This window comes from Marivirga salinae, assembly GCF_030503855.1.
Taxonomy (GTDB): Bacteria; Bacteroidota; Bacteroidia; order Cytophagales; family Cyclobacteriaceae; genus Marivirga; species Marivirga salinarum.
In genome coordinates, this window is the sequence record NZ_CP129971.1 from 4,357,912 (window position 1) to 4,375,383 (window position 17,472).

Sequence of the window (17,472 nt, forward strand, 5' to 3'; positions counted from 1 at the left end):
AAAATATTTACACTAAAATTTCTTGGGGCAACTCAGTGAACCTTGTGGTTTAAAAAAAGTGGTTTACAAATCAGTAAACCATTCCGAAAACCTGATACAATTCCTGATCTTTTCCTCTAATTTCAGAAACCACTCTCAGTCCATTTTCAGTTTCTTCAATTTTCACTAAACCGTAATTTAATTCATTTATTAATTTCCCTATTCTATGTTGATTAGGTTCTTGGGGCGCATTTTCCCAAACATGAGTTAATCCGCTAGAGGTTATATCAATTAATGGATAGTTCAGCTCTTCTACTTGTATGCTTGAAATTTCAGCTATATGTCGATCTCCACTCAAAAATAAAGCTCCTTTAGGCTGATTTTTTTGAACCAAATCAAATAGTCTTTGCCTTTCTTGTGGAAAATTAGCCCATTTTTCATAATCATGATCTTCAGGTATAAATTGAATTCCGCTAGCAATTATAAATAAAGAAGCTTCTTCATCAGAAAGCTCACTTTCCAACCATGCCCACTGCTCCGCTCCTAATATTGTTCCCTCTTCATTTTTTTGATACACTCTATTAACGCGCTCTAGATCATCTCTATGATATCTCGTATCTAACAAGATTACTTTGATTGTATGAGATTTCCATTTCAAATCATATGAAGAATAAACGCCTGCTCTTTCTCTTCTAGCATCATTTTCTGGAACATCAAAAAAATCTAAAAACAGCTGCTGACTTTCCTCTTTGTATGGATATTCTTTTCCAGCATCATTCTTCCCATAATCATGATCATCCCAAACACCCACAACAGGCATTTCCTTTCTTAATTTTTTATAGTCTACTTGGTTTTTCTGGACCCTATATTTTTCTTCCAATACTTTCATATCATCCGTATCACCATAAATGTTATCACCCAAAAACATGAACAAATCCGGCTTGTGATTCATGATGGGTTGCCATAATGGCTGATCCAAGTTTTGGCGGTTACAAGATCCAAACGCTAAAGTCAAAGTCTTTTTTTCATCAAACTCAAAAGTCTGATCTTGTGCAAAAAGGGACGAAAAAGTTAATGAAATGAGTAATGTTAGAAGTGTTAACTTTCGCATTTTTATAGTGGGTTAAATTTATTATTACACTGCTAATTTATGGGATTTATAAAGCAATGTCTTTATGTAAAGGTTAACTTTTTGATAATTCAATGAGAAACAACCTTTTAAACAACTGATAGAAGGGATTTTGAATTTAATAATACTATACTGATAATATTATTTCTAAGAAGAATTTAAGGAGCTACTATTTTAAATAGCATATCGATTCTTTCTGACTCATATAGGTTTAAAGCTTGTTGCAATCTTCTGGAGGCCAATTTATAATCCTTATTATGCATAGCAATTAAGCCTTGATTGAAATATTGCAGTGCGCTTAATTGTCTAAGACTTATTTCTTTATAAATGGTTTTAGAATTTGGTTGACCATAAACTGGAGAACCTATCGACTCCTTTTGATTTAATTGAGTAGAATTAACATTAGGTAGAAAATCTGCTTTAAATTCTTTTATTTCCTCAGCATTAGAAACGAATCCGTTTCGAGGATCAGTCGTTTCCATAATAATTTCTTTATCATTTACTTTAGCAATAATAAAAACATGATAATCTGTTTCGATTATGCTGTGTTCAATGTCAAAGTATTTTAATAAAACAGAGTACGTTATACTTGCAGAAACACAATCATAACTTCCATTTTCCAGTAAATTCGTGAAGGTAGTTCCTTTTTTGTATTCCTTTAAAAGTTTTTGATGAGTTTTATAGAAAAGATATTCCAGGAAATACTCAGCATCTGAATCAGACTTTCTATCTAATTTTCCTACTAATCTGTTCCATTGATTATTTTTCTCAAAATTTTCTACTGAATATATGAAAGCAATATCATTTAATAATTCTCCATTCTTTGGATTGAAATTTTGAGCACTCAATGTGTTATTAAAGCTCAAAAAGATCATTAGCATTCCGCAAAGAATAATTTTGAAATGATTTCGATATGGTTTTAAGAACGCTTTCAATATTAACGAATTGTTAACAAATAACGAATTAAGATTATTTAAAGTTAACAATTAATTAATAAATATAATAATGAGGTAATATAAAAGATGAAATTAAATGTTTTTAAGGTACTGGCTTTTAGTTTTTTAGGACTAATATTTCAACTTATTTTACAAATCATCAACATGATGAAGGTAATAATCTGCTTGTGTTAACAAATCTTCCTTTTCATCATTAGATTTTTTATCCCATGTTCTGTACATCATGGCAATACGCTGGTTTTTCTCTAGTTTATCTCGATGGGTGTTATAGAAATTCCAGTACAGACTATTAAAAGGACACGCTTTATCTCCAACTTTCTTTTTATGGTCATAATAGCAATCAGAACAATAATTGCTCATTTTATGCATATAATTAGCACTTGAGAGGTATGGCTTTGAACCCACTATTCCACCATCGGCAAACTGACTCATGCCACGAGTATTGGTAATCTCTACCCATTCAATAGCATCAATGTAAACTCCCAAATACCATTTATCAACTTCATCAGGATTAGTCATATTTAGTAAAGCAAAATTCCCTGTCACCATCAATCTTTGGATATGATGTGCATAAGCTTCTGTTAAAGATTGCTTTATGGATTTCTCCATGCATTTCATTTTGGTTTTGCCTGTCCAATAAAAATTCGGGAGTTTTCTAGTGTGTTCAAAGTAATTTTTGTCTGCATATTCAGGCATTTTGGCCCAGTAAATTCCACGCATATATTCACGCCAACCAATTACTTGCCTGATGTAACCTTCTACCTGGGCAATATTGATCTTATCTGAATCCTCCTCCCAAGCTTTAATTACTTTTTCTACCAATTCTTTAGGGCTAATCAGTTTTGAATTCAAGGCAAATGAAATCCTCGAATGGAACAGAAATTTTTCTTCTGTATGCATGGCATCCTGATAAGTACCGAAATAGGGTAATAATTCTCTGCAAAAGTAACGAGCAAATTGTAAAGCTTGCTTTCTATCAATCGGCCAATGGAAATTTTCTTGATCAATGATTCCAATGGTCTTGATTCCAGCTTTTTCAATATCTTTTACTACTTCCGATACATCTATTTTATAACTATAAGCAGGAGGAATAGGTACTTCTCCTTTATACTTATTTCTATTTTCATGGTCGAAATTCCACTTATCCCCCACAGGGTCTTTCCCATTCATCAATATATCATGATCCTTTCTCATCTTCCGATAGAAATTCTCCATCAGGAACTGCTTTTTACCTCTAAAAAATTGGGCTATATCATCTCTTTTAGTGAGAAAATGTTCTGTATCAACTGCATTTGAAGAAATAGATACTTCCTTACAAAATTTCTTTATCTGCTCATCTAATCTATATTCATCAGGCAATAAATATTCAAAGTGCTCAAAACCATGTTCTTCTATGAGTTTTTTGATATTTTCAGGTAAAGACTGCTCATTATCAGTATCATTAATTTTTAAATAAATAAAGTCATGTCCTTTACTTTTCATTTTTACTGAAAAGGTGCGCATAGCTGAAAAAAAAGCAGTTACTTTTTGAATATGATGCGTCACATAATCAGTTTCCTGACGCATTTCCATCATCACATAAACCACATTATCTTTCACTTCAGCAAACCAAGAATGCCCTTCATTTAGTTGATCACCTAATACTAGCCTTAAGGTCCTTTTCATAATTCAAATTTGAATATCAACCCCGATAGTTAACAATTGTTAATAAATGATGACAAGTAATTGCATTAAAGAAAGATTAATGCAATTAATACTAAAATAATAATTGAATACCCCACCTTATTCTGTAAGTGTCGTTAATAATTTATAAATTTACTGTAGTATAAAATCAAGATTAAATTATGAAAAAGCTATTAATCATCTTAGGTAGTATAATTGCACTATTTGCTCTAACCATCGTTTTGGTTCCTATTCTTTTTAAAGATAGAATAGTTTCTGCCGTTCAGACAGAAATTGATAAATCCGTTAATGCAAAAGTGAATTTCGAACCTTCTAAAATCAGTATCTCACTTTTATCGGACTTCCCTAATCTAACCTTAGGGGTTCGTGATTTTTCCATTACAGGTAATGATACTTTTGAAGGCGATACTTTATTTGCTGCTAAAGATTTTTCTGTTGAGATGGATATTGTAGCTATTATTAAAGGGGAACCCTTAAATATTAAAGGCATCATGCTAGATCAACCTCTGATCAATATTTTAGTTTTGGAGGATGGTTCTGCAAATTATGACATCACTTTTCCTTCGGAAGAAGAGGAAGAGGAAACTACTTCGGATGAGGAATTAAAACTTGGAATTGACCATTGGGAAATCAAGAGTGGTAGAATTAACTATTATGACCAAATGAGTGATGTAGCACTTTCACTTATAGGAGTAGATCATACAGGGAATGGTGATTTCACCCTCTCTGTTTTTGATATGGAAACCAAAACAAGCGCTAAAGATTTTTCATTTGCCTATGGAGGAGATGTATATGTTGCTCATAAAAGCCTAGAAGCTGAATTGCTATTGGGAATGGATTTGGACAGCATGAAATTTACATTTAAAGATGCAAAAGCAACCTTAAATGAATTTCATTTGAAATTTGATGGCTTTTTTGCCATGCCTACCGATGATTATGAAATGGATATCAATTTCGCAACCACTGATACGCAATTCAAAAATGTCCTTTCATTAGTACCAGGCATGTATGCTGATGGTTTTGATGATTTGGAAACCCGCGGTGAATTTGATTTCTCTGGCTTTATTAAAGGAGTTTACAGCGAAACAAGTATGCCTGCTTTTGCTGTTGATTTAATTGTGAGAGATGCTTTTGTGAAATCTCCAGACGTTCCTCTTCCTATTGAACAAATAGCAATGGAAATGCATGCCAAATCAGAATCTGGAGATTTGTCAGATGGATATCTAGAAGTGAAAAATTTCGGATTAACTATCGACAAAGACCGATTCACTGCTAAAGCAAAGGTTAATAATTTTGATTCTCCAATCTGGGATTTAAGTATGCAGGGTGGATTAAACTTGGATATAATTTCAGAAATTGAGCCTTCTCAAGATTTCAAAATAGGTGGTATTATCAATGCTAATATCAATTCAAAAGGTTCCTATGCTGATGTAGAGAAAGAAGATTATACCAAGCTAGAAACCACTGGTAATCTTAAAATGCAAAACTTTTCTTATGCTGAAAAAAACGCACCTGATTTTATTATCTCTAATGCGGATATGAATTTCAATCCTGAATCAGTTAACCTAACTACTTTAAAAGGAAATTACGGTAAAAGTGATTTCAGTTTGAATGGAAGTATCAGCAATTATATCGCTTATGCCATTGATGATAGTGCAGTCATCAAAGGAAATATGAGATTAACTTCTACCCTATTGGACATAAATGAAATGATGGGTGTTTCAGAGGAAGAAACCGAATCAATTGAAGATACAACTGCCATGGAAGTAGTCGTAATTCCTAAAAACATAGATTTCACTTTTGATGCCACAGTGCAGACTATTAAATATGATAATTTCGAAATGAAAAATGCTGTAGGACAAATAAAAGTGAAAGACGGTATCTTAACACTTGATCCTTTAAAAGTAGATATGCTTGAAGGAAATATAAAAATGACAGGTTTATATAATAGTCAAGATGAATATGAACCTAAATTTGATTTCACACTAGACATATCACAATTAAGTATTCCTGAAACATTCAAGAATGTAACGACAGTCCAAAAATTCGTTCCAATTGCTGAAAAAATGCAAGGAAAATTCAGCACTGATTTCAAAATTAGAGGATTATTAACGCAAGAAATGATGCCTGACTTTGCGACTGTACAGGGAGCTGGTCTAATCAAAATTATAGATGCTGCAGTAAAAGATTCTAAAGTAATTAATGGAGTTACTTCTTTATCCAAATTAGATAATACCGATGAAGTAGTACTTGATAATGTTCAGGTTCAAGCTGAAATCAAAGATGGGAGGTTTAGTGTAGAGCCGTTTGATGTAAAAATGGGAGACTATAAAGCCACTGTGGATGGAAGCACAGGCTTAGCTGGAGACATTGCTTATAATCTAAAATTGAATGTACCTACAGGCAGCATGGGACAAGCAGCCAATACAGCAATCTCTAATTTATTAGGAAGTAAAGTAAAAGCAGTAGGTAGTTCCGTCAACCTCAATTTCAACATTCAAGGAACTTATGATGACCCAAAAGTAAAATTAGGAAAAACTACTACTGAAGGTGGGGGGTCGGTTACCTCCTCAGTGAAAGAACAAGTTGGTGATAGGATTGATGAAGAAAAAGATAAACTAAAAGCAGAGGTTGAAGCTCAAACACAAGCTGCAAAAGACAGTGCAAAAGCGGAAGCTGAAAGACTAAAAAAGCAAGCAGAAGAAGAAGCTAGAAAAAAAGCAGAGGAAGAAAAAGAAAGACTTAAAGACAAAGCTAAGGGTAAATTAAAGGATATTTTTGGGGATGGAATTTAATGTCAGACAATAATTAGATGTAAAGGGCAGGGATTTTAAAAAATCCCTGCTTTTTTCATTTATAATTAATTGCGACTTTTTTGATACAAAGATTCTCATCTCATTTAACAAATAAATCCTCGATAGAAAATCACCCACTTTCCAAACAAAATATTTTAAAATCGTAAGCAGAGAAGAGAGGTGAATTTTCATTGCTTTTGGTAAGGCAAACTGAAATATTTACCTAATTTTAGATTTTTATTTTTCATAGCGTAAAATTATTACAGATTATGCCAACAGCAATTTATAAGGTACCTATTCCAAAAAACGAACCGGTAAATAGTTATGCACCAGGAACTCCTGAAAGAGCCTCTTTACAAGCTAAGCTTAAAGAATTAAGAGCACAGGAAGTTGATGTTCCGATGTATATTGGTGCTGAAGAGGTAAGAACAGGAAAAACACTTCCTTTAAATCCTCCTCACGATCACCAACATAAATTAGGACAGTTTCACGAAGGTGATGGTAGTCATGTTGAACAAGCTATTAAAGCTGCTTTAGCTGCAAAGCAGGAATGGGCTGATTTGCATTGGCAACAACGAGCTTCTGTTTTTCTAAAAGCTGCTGATTTAATTGCTGGTCCTTACAGAGATAAAATCAATGCAGCCACTATGTTGGGACAATCAAAGAATGCATATCAAGCAGAAATTGATTCCGCATGTGAGTTAGCAGATTTCTTAAGGTTCAATGTGAAATACATGACCGAAATCTATGAAGAACAGCCTTTTTCACCTGATGGGGTTTGGAACAGAATGGAATACAGACCTTTAGAAGGATTCGTATTTGCATTAACACCATTCAACTTTACCGCTATTGCAGGTAATTTACCTTCAAGTGCTGCCCTAATGGGAAATACGGTAGTTTGGAAGCCTGCTTATTCACAAATCTATGCTGCGAATGTAGTAATGGAAATTTTCAAAGAAGCGGGTGTGCCTAATGGTGTGATCAACTTGATATTTGTAGATGGTCCAACTACAGGGGACATTATATTCAAACATCCTGATTTTGCAGGTATTCACTTCACAGGAAGTACAGGTGTATTCCAAAATATCTGGAAACTAATCGGAGAAAACATCGAGAAATATAAATCTTATCCAAGAATAGTTGGTGAAACTGGTGGTAAAGATTTCATCTTAGCACATAAAACTGCAGATCCTAAGCAAGTAGCTACAGCAATTACCAGAGGTGCTTTTGAATTCCAAGGACAAAAATGTTCTGCTGCTTCAAGAGTATATATCGCCAATAATATATGGGATGAAGTAAAAGAAAACTTGGTGGCTGATGTAAAAGATATAAAAATGGGCGGCCCTGAAGATTTTGAAAACTTCTTCAATGCTGTAATTGATAGAAAAGCATTCGATAAAATCAAAGGATATATTGATGCAGCCAAAGAAAGTAATGTTGCAGAAGTAATTGCAGGTGGAGAATGTGATGATTCTAAAGGATATTTCATTCAGCCAACTGTTATCGTCACAAAAGATCCGCAATATGTAACAATGCAAGAAGAGATCTTCGGCCCAGTAGTTACCATTTATGTTTACGAAGCTGAGAATTTTGAAGAAACTTTAACATTAGTGGATGAGACTTCTCCTTATGCATTAACTGGAGCTATCTTCAGTAATGATCGTTATATCGTTGAAAGAGCAACCAAACGCTTAAGTCAAGCTGCTGGTAACTTCTATGTAAACGATAAACCAACAGGGGCTGTTGTAAATCAAAATCCATTTGGAGGTGCTAGAAAATCAGGAACTAACGACAAAGCAGGTTCTAAATTGAACATGTTACGTTGGTGTTCTGCAAGAATGGTGAAAGAAACATTTGTGACACCTACTGATTATAAATATCCTTTTATGGGAGAATAAGAATCTAGTTTTTAGATTTAAAACATAAGACTAAGCCTTCGGAAGAAATTTCGGAGGCTTTTTTTGTTTTTCTTGGAAGGCGGAATTTCTTCATATTTAAAGAATATATAATTTCTAACTAGCCAAATCAAAATCAAAATGATTCTACTTTTTTAGAGCCAATCCAAATCTTTTTTAGTCATTTCATTTTCAGTATTTCCAGTATTTAGAGTTGATGAAGGCTCAAACAGCATTACCCAAACCTCCTCTTCTGCCACTGGTTTATGTTCTACTCCTTTTGGGACGATCAAAAACTCGTTCTCACTCACTTCAACTGTCCTATCTCGATACTCCATTTTGAAACTACCTTTCACTACAAAAAAGAGTTCATCTTCCTCATCATGTTTATGCCAAACAAACTCGCCTTTGAGTTTAGCAAGCTTTACATGTTGTCCATTAAGTTCACCTACAATTTTGGGTGACCAATGCTCTGAAAACAATGAAAATTTCTGATTTACGTTTACTTTTTCCATTAAAAAAAAATTGACCTTGAAATTCAAAGATGTTAATTGTCACATAGCCACTTGAACTAAAGTAATTATAATTCTTTCATTACTAAATAAACAGTATAAGAAATATAAAACGTTAATAGAAGAGCGGCTTCCCAACGGTCTAGCTTTTTTCTTTTGCCCGTTACCATAGCTATCAACAAAAATACTGTCCCTCCTATCAAGATATATAAATCCAAATTAAATTTCGGATTGAATTCTATTGGATTAATGATGCTGCTTATCGATAAAATTAATAAGATGTTAAAAATATTAGACCCAACAACATTACCTATGGCTATATCACTATTCTTCTTGGTGGCAGCTACAACTGAAGTTACTAATTCCGGCAAGGATGTTCCTGCAGCTACAATAGTTAATCCAATTATTTTTTCACTAACCCCCAAACTATTGGCAACATTCACTGCATTAGTTACCACTAGCTGTCCTCCAATTATTAAACCGGATAATCCAACGGCAATTAGCACCCAGATTTTTGTTGTCGATTTTGGTACAATATCTGATTGAATATTCGGATCACTTTTCATTTGATTGAATACATAATACAAAAACATAAGAAACAAGATTAGCATGATGGTGCCTTCTAATCTGCTTATGCTACTGGGCTCAGAAAAGCTAAAATCATTGATCAAAAACAACATTAAAACAGCTACAAATAAAGAAATAGGGATTTCTTTCCATGCCGTTGATGACTGAACAGAAATGGGCAATAATAATCCAGAAATACCCAATATGATAAATAAATTGAAATTATTGCTTCCTACAATATTTCCAACTACTATATCAGAATAGCCTTTAACTGAACCCACAATATTAACTACTAGTTCTGGAGCTGAAGTACCAAATGCAACAATGGTCAAACCAATTGCTAAATCCGACACATTATATTTTTTTGCTAAAGATGATGCTCCGTCCACCAGCCAATTTGCCCCAAAAACCAAGCAAGCAAATCCAACGACAATCAATAAGATTTGAACGATCATAATATCTATAATTTAATCTAAATGTAATAGATAGATATTAATTTTGTACATAATGGACTGACTTTTTGAGTTAATCAAATTATATAATATGGTGATTTACTGATGAATTATTTATTATAGTATTTGGATTGAATTACTGTTGATTAATTGTAAACTTATGTGTTTACTAGTCAAGAACCATGTCCATCTATAGGTTTACTTGTAATAATTTTATGTTGAGAATTACTTAAATAAGTCGGAAATTTCATTTTTCACTTAACTCCATACAAGCCTTTTACCTTTTCAAGATCAGTTGCCTCACCAATTTCATAAAAATACTCAATTTGCCATTTTTGAGTTCTTATGGCTTGTTTACTTTTGGCTATATCCCAAATTGGATAAACACGAATAGCTCTTTTCCCTTCTTTCTTGTTGGTGCTGATTACTCCCTTTTTAATCAACACTGATTTAGGAAAAACAAATTGACCGAATTTATCTTCAGCCTGAATATTCACTACAAAAAAATCAATTGGATCCGATTCATGAAAAGGTTCAATTGGTCCATTTCCATTTCGCTTCCAAAAAGTCACAAATTGTCCAGCTTTTTTAGGTGTTACTTTTGCACTTCTGCTGATAACATTCAGTCCATTTAATTTAAATTGACAAGCATCATATTCTTTGCTTTCTGATTCGGCTTTAAAGTTTAAAAGTGCTAGTCCGCATTTGTTGTAGATAGTGTTCTGGATGGATTTTAGGCTTTGGTTCATTGGTTTTCCATTATTATCTTTTGTATTATTTCTGACAAGGCCCAATAAAGTATTTCATGTGCATGTTATTTATTTTTAAGATCTTTAATTCTTGTTTCTAAGGATTCGCTGGGTTTCAAGGCTAATTCTTTTTGGAAATACTCAATTGCTTTATCTTTCTGATCTTGAGTAAGGTAAAATTCAGCCATTGAGTTATAAACTTTAGGGCTGTTTGGATAATTTTTTATATTCATTTTAAAAAATGCATATGCCTTATCATAATTTTCAGACCATATCATTTCATATCCATATGAATTAATCCAGTTTTCGGGAGGAGCTATTTCATATTCGAATTTTTTGGTTAAATGTTCAAAGTGAGATTCTACTACTTCTACCAATCTTTCAGTACTGAGTGAATCCTCAAAAAACTGATAGGGATTTTCAAATCTGTACCAAGAGAAGGTCGACCGCATAGCATCATAGGTTGAAATCAACGGTATACTGATATGATTTTCATTTTCATAAAATTTCCAATCGAATTGCAAGCCATTCTGACTATTTGATAAAGCTGTATTTGAGTAATCTATAATGGAACGTACATGTTGAGAAATAATAGAAGTATCCTTTGCTAGGCCTTCCAAATCCAAATCTTCAATATCTGGATCAGAAGCTGCCACAAATAGGGATTTATTCACAAATTTCTTACTCCGAAGGATTTCTTTTGAGGCTTCATTAAACTTACCATTATCCCACCAGAGACTAGGATCTAATGCAATAAAATTGTTGAAATACTCGGTGTAATTCTCCATTGCATATACCGCCATCAACCCTCCATATGAATGACCAATAAGTGTTTTGTAGGAAGTTGTTGGGTAATTATCATTAATATATGGCATAAGTTCGTCTACCATAAACTTCATGAACTGATCTCCTCCACCTGTATCTTGCAACCACCAAACACTAGCAGTAGTATCTACTGGATAGGGTGTTAAGTCTCGGGTTCTATTGGTATTTTTAATGCCAACAACCATCATTTTTGGCCAATATTGATTTCCACCATTGCTAAGGTGTTTAATGGTAGCAACTGTATGTTCAAAATTGTTACGAGCATCCAAAAGGTAGACTACAGGAAATTTTTCACTTTTGAGTTCATTCTTTGGGACATGTATTAATAACGCTCTGTTTTCACCCAATATTTTAGAATAAAGGCTGTCTGTTTTGCCGATTACAATTTCACCATTTTGAGCCGTTGATTTGATGACAGAAAGTAAAAGCAGAAATGTTAAAAGGATTTGCTTTTTCGTCATGATTAAATTCTATGTTCTATTAATTGCTGCTGATTTTTCGCGATATAAACCCCAAGTGATTTCAGAGCTACTAATTTATCAAAGTATAACAAACTTTGATGGGGAAAGAAATCTCTTTATTAGCACTTCGACCTAGTGGTATATAACCACAGATACTAAATTAGCAATTTTTAGGCAGTTTCAGGAATATATCCCCATGCAATAAGTTCCTTTTTACTTTTAATTTCTTTTGTACCACCATCATGAATTATTACAATCCGAGTTGCCATGTCAAGAATATTCCTATAATCATGGTCAGTAATTATAAATCCTTTATCAACCGATTGTTTTTTTATCAAATCTTTTATGGCCTCCTTATAAACCGGGGCGATCCCGTTAAATGGCTCATCAATCAGCGTATAAGCCGATTGCGAATATATAATTAAAAAGATTTCCAATAATCTTTTTTCTCCGCCAGAAAGTTGCTTACTCTTTCTATTAAGCATTGGTGCTATTAAATCATGCTTTTTAATCAATTCAGTTTCATTTTTATCGCAAAACAGCTCAATTATAGTTTTAACTTTCACATGATTTGGCAAAAAATTATCTTGTGGTAAATATTTTATCAGTTTTCGATTATCAAAAAGACCTGAAGATATTTTTTCTCCTATTTTAACAAATCTACTATCGGCTTGTATTGAACCGAATATTATTTTTAAAAGGGTTGATTTTCCAGTTCCATTTCGTCCAAGTAGTCCAATTATTTCTCCTTTTTGACAGGAAATAAAAACATCTGTCAATATTTGCTTGGTAGCAAAGCTCTTTATTACGCTATCAACGTGTAGTTTGCTCATAATAAGAAAAAAAATAGTCCGATTGATAAGTTTAAAATAAATGTGATTATCCAAAGACTTAGTCGGCTTAACCACAAATTGTAATAGAAATAATATTCATTACTATTTTCTACTTCATATATAAAATAGTGGAATAAAAGTCCTAAAAAGATATAGGAGACTCCTGTAGTTGTAAGGGAAAATTCTCCTGTGATTCCAAATCCAATTAATGCCATTAATCCTGATAAAACTAAAGTAGGAATAATCAGCTTTTGATAAAAAATCAATATGGTTTTTACTATTCGCATGGTCTAACTTCTGCTTGCTTGCGGACTTATAAATCCCGTTGACTATAATAAGCTATAAAATACTGAAAGTGGCAATGGATGTGATTTCTACATATCTGCCAATTTTATTAATTGCAAAATATTAGAATCACATTGAGCAATAATTGAACCAGAAACTGCTTAGTTGCTAATTTTAACCCGAAAAATTGATATGAATTTTTCGTCCGAAGGACAGACAATTTGTAAAAACCCGATTATTAGATAATCACTTTATAATTCTCATATTAAAGCATAATTTTAAAAACACCCAAATTTGGGCCATAAGGTTTTTAAAATTATCGGGGTTAACCCTAGTGTAATCATTTGATAATCAGTTATTATAACTTGAAAATCGCTATTCCTCATAACCTTATCATGAATAATGTGGGTTAAAATGCAAACATAAATTTGAACTAGTTCCCTACAAATTTTCTATTGGGTGTTTTCAGATGGGCTTATAGTATTTTATTAATCTTCACTATGCCAACGCTCAGTCTCCGAGTTAAACCAATTAGTCACTCCTAAGTAGCTATCATAGCTCAACCAATATCGACTAGTGGTATCTGTCCTGTATCGAAATTGACGTATTCCTATTCCTTGGCCAGTAGAAGGTATTGATTTTATTTGTTTACCTGCTAAATCATCAAGCCTTGCAGGATATTTATGGTTTGATTTATGAAACCTATTTATGGCTTCGATCAATTTATTTGCTCGATTAGTAGATAAGTTGCTCTGAATTTTACTTACTATAAAAAATGAAAATATAGAGATTAAAATGAGGAGCGGAAATACCAAAAAAGGTATGTAAAATCTAGATTTTGTCCTCAATGCTACTAATAAAATAATAAGACCTAAGATCAATGATTGAATAAGTACTATAACAGATCCAATAAGACCAATAGGAATCAGTCCAAAAGATAGTTCCATTATTGCCAAAGTCATAAATACTACTGCTAGCAAACAGAGAAAGATTTTAGTTTTTGAATTCAAGATTGTTTGTTTAATAAAAAGAGCACACTAAATACAATTAGCAATCCTTCCCAAAATACTTTTTAAAATTGACCTTAATTTTTGATTTTTTCATTCAATCTTTGATTTCTTGTAAAATGATGAGTGTGACATAGAAAATACCAAGCTTGACATCTGCACACAGCCACAGCAATTAATAAATTTACAAATTGTGGCTGACTTTCCAAGTACCGCCAAACTTTCCTGACTGATGAAACCCCATTCATTCATAGGTGATGTTGCCAATCGTTTTTGGTCGAAAAGTTTTTCGGATAACAGGCTGGTTCTGATCGTCAAATTCAGTTAAAATAAGGGTGGTATACTTACCTACTTCTATGAGCTCAGAAATTACATTTCCTTGTTTATCATATTCGTATTCAAATGAGTTTGATCCATGTAGGGAAGAATGTGTTTGTTTGATCTCTCGCCCAAGTTCATCGTATTGAAATTTGGTTGTTGATATTGTATCATTCTCCTGTATATTTATGGCTCCTATAAGTCTATTTTTTAAATCAAATTTATTATATGTTACTGTAGTGTCGATTTTATTTCTTCCCTTCAGTTTAGATTTATTTAACGTGACTATTCTGTTACATTTACCTTTTTCATCATAGTACTTAAGTATCTCAAGTTGCACCGTATCTACATCCACTATTTCCATCTGATCATTGTAGTCAGGTCTGATAGATAAATATTCTGTACGTCTTAATTCAGTATTTTTATAAAAATTTATTTTGTGTTCCTGAATTAACCCATCGACAGAATCAATTTCTTCAACTAATTGTGAAGTTTTATTGTATCGATTGATTTGATGTTGCCATTTAATTGAATCACCATTTTCTAGCTTATAGTGAATCTTTTCAAGAAAGAGTGCGTCTTGATATTTTCTTACTATAACTGACGTGTCAATTAACTTTATAAGTTCAGTATTGGTATTAAATGAAGAGTAGATAATCTTAATTCTTTCATTTCCATTTTTAATATGGTCGAAAGTCTCCGTCCACTTCAAATCCCAATTATCAAGTATACTCTGACCTTTTGAGGTATAAGACATGAGAAAAGTAAATAACACTAGTATAATATATCTAATCATGCTTTTCTTAGGGAATATGTTTGCTAAATGTTAAGAATATGAGGCATTGGGCATTTCAAGGCTCTAATCTACCAATCCAATGCATATTTTCTTAAATGTAATCATTTTCAACTTTAGCACTATCTGCCCCATGACCTATATTTAGTGTTAGCAAAAGTTCTTTACTCTTCAGTTTGTAGTTTTATCCAAGCTTCAATTTCCTCTAATGCAAGCGGTGAGAAAGTCTGTTCGATGGTTGAGTACTCATCTGGCAAACCAGTGTCAGCTTCTTGAAATAAATGGTTCAGTTTCGGCATTTTTTTGATCGTCACCATATCGTTTCCCCCTTTATCTAAGGCCGATTTTATTGCACCTAAGTTTTCTTCTCCTGGAATTTGCAGATCTTTTGCTCCATTTATTGCCAAAACCGGACAGTCCACTTGTTCCAGAGCGACACTTGGATCATACTGAAGAAAATTTTGAAACCATGCAGCCGTAAAAATCTCAAGAATTTTATCTACGTCCTCAGCTTTCACTTCATCAGGTAAACTCTCTGGTTGAGCTTTTAAGGATGCTGATAGGTCAGATCTGGTCTCCTCTAAATCGCTGGATTCAATAACAGCACTAAAGATGCTTTCATAAAAGACTAATTCGGCTTCTGTTATATCAGCGCTAATTCCTTTGGCTTTATTAAGGGTTTCTGTCTGTAGTAAAATCAACTCATATCCAGAGATGGCTGGGGCAGCCATCATCACGATAAAACTTATATCCTTTCTTCGGGAAGCAACTAATGGAGCTATCAATCCACCTCCACTATGACCAATCAGACCAATTTTATTTGAATTGACGTCTTTTCTAGACTTCAAATAGGCAACTGCGCTCTCTACATCACTTGCTATTTCAGCGTAAGCAGCGACTTCATATTCTCCTTCTGACTGCCCTACACCTCTGTCATCATACCTCAAAACACCAATTCCGTTTGAGGTTAGGTAGTCAGCGATTACTAAAAATGGTTTATGTCCTGCTACTTCTTGATTTCTATTATGCGCGCTGCTCCCGGATATTAAAACCACTATTGGAAAATCAGTTTGGCCATTAGGTAAAGTTAATGTACCAGATAATGTAATCTTTGCTTCTTTATTTTGAAACTTTACATCCTCTGAAAAATAAGGGTATGGCTCTGTTGGTTCTTGAGGCCTTGGTCCAATTTCAACATCCTGAGCCGTTAATGGATAAAGCGTAATCACTAGGAATAATAAGATTATAAGATGCTTCATATAATTTTTGGTAATGTTACATTGGTTAAGGTGGATTCAATTTTCGCCAACGGGCTAGTATAAAAATAGTAGCGCATTTATATTCACTAACCCTTTTTATATTTACTTTCTTCCCTGTAATCGCTTTTATTTTTAAAGTTGTTGGCAAAAGTATTTTCTTTTTCCCATTTCTTGATTATCACAAACCAAATTACGATTGAAACACCTAAAATCACGATTTTTTCAGTTCCGTCAATTCCGTTTTTTATTAACGCATTAAACATCATAATTTGGATAATCATATGAAAACAAGCACTCGCTACAATCGACTTTGTCGATTCAGCTACTTGTCCAATTCCCCAACTTCCAAGAATCATCATTCCTAAAAAGAATAGGTTATCTCCAACAGTTGCCTTTGTTAAAAATGTCAAATGCCATAAATACCATATAAATCCGATTATTAGATATTTTTTCCAAGGCTTCAATGTTTTTAATTCTTCTTGCAAGTATCCTCTCCACCCATATTCTTCCATTATACAATATAGAAAAGTCCCAATGGCAGCTATAAGTCCGTACAGGTGATATTCCATTTCAAAGTCATTTGTTACTCCAATTATTGTCAAAATTATAATTGGAATAATAACCATTACAAGGCTTTTAGACTTTGAAGTTCCAAATAATGATATTTCCGTCTTTCGCTCTTTCTTCAAAAAAGGAATAATAATTAATGCGCCTATTATCACTCCGCTACCTTCTAGAAGAACAGTAGTAAATATAAAAACCCAAGTTGGTAGTTTTTCTAATACAGATTTAAGTTCAAAAATGTCAAATCGGAAAATATTCGACATTAAAGTGGCGATAATAAAAAATATCACTACTCTTTTCCAACTTATATTATTCTTCTCCATTTCGTCTTTTATATTATTGCCAACGTTTAGTATAAGAATAGTAGCCGATTGCGTGGCACTTTCCTGTCAAGTTACAAGAAAGTTGAA

14 protein-coding genes are annotated in these 17,472 nt (G+C 33.1%); 2 read left to right on the forward strand and 12 right to left on the reverse strand.

What is annotated here, in order from left to right; translation table 11 throughout:
• Positions 1-70: 70 nt before the first annotated feature.
• The 3 genes from QYS49_RS18330 to QYS49_RS18340 form a co-directional block, all read right to left on the reverse strand.
• Entirely contained in the window at positions 71-1,090 is a 1,020-nt protein-coding gene (locus tag QYS49_RS18330; RefSeq protein ID WP_308349436.1) for an alkaline phosphatase D family protein, read from the reverse strand.
• Between the two features lie 176 nt (positions 1,091-1,266).
• Positions 1,267-1,956, reverse strand: coding sequence for a hypothetical protein (locus tag QYS49_RS18335; RefSeq protein WP_308349437.1), 690 nt, complete (start codon positions 1,954-1,956; stop codon positions 1,267-1,269).
• A 237-nt stretch (positions 1,957-2,193) separates the two neighbouring features.
• On the reverse strand, positions 2,194-3,729 hold the full coding sequence (locus QYS49_RS18340) for a cryptochrome/photolyase family protein (RefSeq protein ID WP_308349438.1): 1,536 nt from the start codon (positions 3,727-3,729) through the stop codon (positions 2,194-2,196).
• Positions 3,730-3,908: 179 nt separating this feature from the next.
• Between QYS49_RS18340 and QYS49_RS18345 the strand changes: the two genes are divergently transcribed.
• On the forward strand, positions 3,909-6,542 hold the full coding sequence (locus QYS49_RS18345; RefSeq protein WP_308349439.1) for an AsmA-like C-terminal region-containing protein: 2,634 nt from the start codon (positions 3,909-3,911) through the stop codon (positions 6,540-6,542).
• A gap of 269 nt (positions 6,543-6,811) precedes the next feature.
• Positions 6,812-8,440, forward strand: coding sequence for an L-glutamate gamma-semialdehyde dehydrogenase (gene pruA / locus QYS49_RS18350; protein ID WP_308349440.1), 1,629 nt, complete (start codon positions 6,812-6,814; stop codon positions 8,438-8,440).
• A gap of 152 nt (positions 8,441-8,592) precedes the next feature.
• Here the strand turns inward: pruA and QYS49_RS18355 are convergent, their stop codons facing one another.
• The 9 genes from QYS49_RS18355 to QYS49_RS18395 form a co-directional block, all read right to left on the reverse strand.
• Positions 8,593-8,952 carry a cupin domain-containing protein gene (locus QYS49_RS18355; protein WP_308349441.1) on the reverse strand — a complete coding sequence of 120 codons (360 nt, stop codon included), beginning with the start codon at positions 8,950-8,952 and terminating at the stop codon, positions 8,593-8,595.
• 65 nt (positions 8,953-9,017) lie between these two features.
• A complete protein-coding gene (locus QYS49_RS18360; protein ID WP_308349442.1) occupies positions 9,018-9,971 on the reverse strand; it encodes a calcium/sodium antiporter in 954 nt (317 codons plus the stop codon).
• Between the two features lie 251 nt (positions 9,972-10,222).
• Entirely contained in the window at positions 10,223-10,717 is a 495-nt protein-coding gene (locus QYS49_RS18365; protein ID WP_308349443.1) for a MepB family protein, read from the reverse strand.
• Between the two features lie 65 nt (positions 10,718-10,782).
• Positions 10,783-12,003 carry an alpha/beta hydrolase-fold protein gene (locus QYS49_RS18370; RefSeq protein WP_308349444.1) on the reverse strand — a complete coding sequence of 407 codons (1,221 nt, stop codon included), beginning with the start codon at positions 12,001-12,003 and terminating at the stop codon, positions 10,783-10,785.
• A gap of 170 nt (positions 12,004-12,173) precedes the next feature.
• Complete coding sequence (locus tag QYS49_RS18375; protein WP_308349445.1) at positions 12,174-12,890, reverse strand: ATP-binding cassette domain-containing protein; 717 nt, start codon at positions 12,888-12,890, stop codon at positions 12,174-12,176.
• A gap of 719 nt (positions 12,891-13,609) precedes the next feature.
• On the reverse strand, positions 13,610-14,101 hold the full coding sequence (locus QYS49_RS18380) for a hypothetical protein (protein ID WP_308349447.1): 492 nt from the start codon (positions 14,099-14,101) through the stop codon (positions 13,610-13,612).
• Between the two features lie 271 nt (positions 14,102-14,372).
• Positions 14,373-15,203, reverse strand: coding sequence for a hypothetical protein (locus QYS49_RS18385; protein WP_308349448.1), 831 nt, complete (start codon positions 15,201-15,203; stop codon positions 14,373-14,375).
• 200 nt (positions 15,204-15,403) lie between these two features.
• Positions 15,404-16,498 carry an alpha/beta hydrolase family protein gene (locus QYS49_RS18390; protein WP_308349449.1) on the reverse strand — a complete coding sequence of 365 codons (1,095 nt, stop codon included), beginning with the start codon at positions 16,496-16,498 and terminating at the stop codon, positions 15,404-15,406.
• A gap of 86 nt (positions 16,499-16,584) precedes the next feature.
• Positions 16,585-17,385 carry a CPBP family intramembrane glutamic endopeptidase gene (locus QYS49_RS18395; RefSeq protein ID WP_308349451.1) on the reverse strand — a complete coding sequence of 267 codons (801 nt, stop codon included), beginning with the start codon at positions 17,383-17,385 and terminating at the stop codon, positions 16,585-16,587.
• Positions 17,386-17,472: the final 87 nt, after the last annotated feature.